This is a genomic window from Planktothrix tepida PCC 9214 (assembly GCF_900009145.1).
GTDB lineage: Bacteria > Cyanobacteriota > Cyanobacteriia > Cyanobacteriales > Microcoleaceae > Planktothrix > Planktothrix tepida.
The window spans coordinates 10512-12460 of sequence record NZ_LN889805.1; the positions used below are offsets into that span (position 1 = coordinate 10512).

2 protein-coding genes are annotated in these 1949 nt (G+C 38.3%); both read right to left on the minus strand.

Annotated features, from left to right (window positions below):
• Positions 1-48: 48 nt before the first annotated feature.
• Positions 49-1543 (minus strand): IS5 family transposase gene (locus tag PL9214_RS19660; RefSeq protein WP_439331538.1). Its coding sequence is split into 2 segments (ribosomal slippage): positions 49-142 and positions 141-1543, totalling 1497 coding nucleotides; the frame shifts between segments, so codons are not numbered across the junction.
• Between the two features lie 166 nt (positions 1544-1709).
• On the minus strand, positions 1710-1949 hold a 240-nt coding region (locus tag PL9214_RS32385; protein WP_245824302.1), incomplete at its 5' end, for a transposase.

Genomic DNA, 1949 nt, shown 5'->3' on the forward strand with positions numbered 1-1949 from the left:
TAATTCGGGCTTGCTGAAAAAGTAACAGAAAAGGAAACGAATGATGAACTAGCGAATGAAGTTAGAAGGGTAAATCAGTTTTTTTTTGAGGAAAGAAGTTAACCGATAAGTTATGATAATCAATGACTCGAAAAAAGTAATTGACTAAAAAAATTGACACCAAAATCTGCCTAAGAATGGCAGAGAGATTCATGACTAAAAAAGTAATAGCAATTGCCGTTTCGGAAGTATGAGCTAGTTTATTCATAATCCGATTCAGGCTAAATCTTCTTTTCCCTTGCCCAAATTTGCCCTCAATTGAATTCCGAATCTTTTCATCGTCTAACGCCTGTTTCTTAGTAGCTTTACTAAGATGTGCTGGCGGTCTCCCTAATGGGGGGCCACTGATTCTAATTCCTCTGTCTTTACACCAAGCTCGGTTTTCTCTCGTTCGGTAAATTTTATCTACATGGACTGACTCAGGGTAATGCCCCGTATATTCTTTAAAAGCCTCTATTTGTGTTTTTAAATCACAGGATTCGTTAAAATTATCCCAACTAATCCGGTCAAGAAATACATAGTCATCCATACAACTCGCAGACAATTTAGCACCAAATTCTACTGACACTCCGGCTTTACCTCGCACAATCGGACGAATATGAGGTTGGCTCAAACTGACGATTCTATCGGAAATACTTTGTTTGTTATTATCATACATCCACTGCTGTTGACGATAAACTTCTGATATGACTAATAAACTCTTATATTGCTTGTTATTTAAGCTATCCAGCGTCCCTCTATTGGCGATGATTTGGTCTATATGCCCTAAGTTTAGTTTAATATATTGCAGTTGTTTTTTAATGGCATTTCGTCTTTTTTTCCGCGCAGGTCGGCGTTGTTTTGCTACTTCTAGGTAGTCTTTTCTCGCTTTTTTTCTATAAGTTCTGGGTTTCTTCTCTGATTTATCCTGACGGCTTTTATGCAAACTATCAATGATTTTTTCTGTCTGTTCTCTGGCTTGATTTAAAATTTTTAAGTCTGTCGGATATGTGATATCAGCCGGGGCACAAGTTGCATCTGCTATTAATTTTCCTCGGTTTTTCCTCTCACTTCCTTCTTCAGCTTCTGATTGATTTTCGGTGACTGGCTCCTTACTCGCCTCTCGCATTCTTTTGATCATTACCCGATTGACTTTATTCACTAAATTCACATTGATTCTTGTCCGAAAGTGCACTAACATTGAGGCATCAAATGGTGCCTTGTTCCTGTATTCTGACAACCCGATAAAATACTGCAAGTAGGGATTTTCTTTGATTTGTTCTACTGTTTCTCTATCACTTATTCCTAATTTTTCTTTGATGATTAAAGCTCCCAATGCCATCCTAAATCTTTTGGCGGGTGCTCCCATCACAGAAGAGAATAATTCTTCATATTCCGCTTCAAATTCTTCCCACGGTATCCATTGAGCCATGATTACCCACCGATTATCTTCCGACAGCTTTCCCTCAAACGGCAGTTTGAACTCTTCGGGTGGTGTCCTTGGTTGTTCGTCTTTACGGTACATTTTCCCCGACTCCTGCAAGGTTTTTGGGCTATTTTACACCTATCCCTTGCACCTGATTCATTTTTTCTTGTCTTCTCCTCCTGCCTGTTCTGGCTTTTCCCCTTTTTTCAGCAAGCCCTAGTTAATCATTTGTTTCCTTTTCTGTTACTTTTTCAGCAAGCCCTAACTAGCGAATGAAGTTAGAAGGGTAAATCAGTTTTTTTTGAAGTAAGGAGTTAACAGATAAGTTGTCATAATCTATGACTCGAAAAAAGTAATTGCATAAAAAAATTGACCCCAAAATCTGCCTAAGAATGACAGAGAGATTCATCACTAAAAAAGTAATAGCAATGGCCGTTTCGGAAGTATGAGCTAGTTTATTCATAATCCGATTCAGGCTAAATCTTCTTTTCCCTTGCCCAAATTT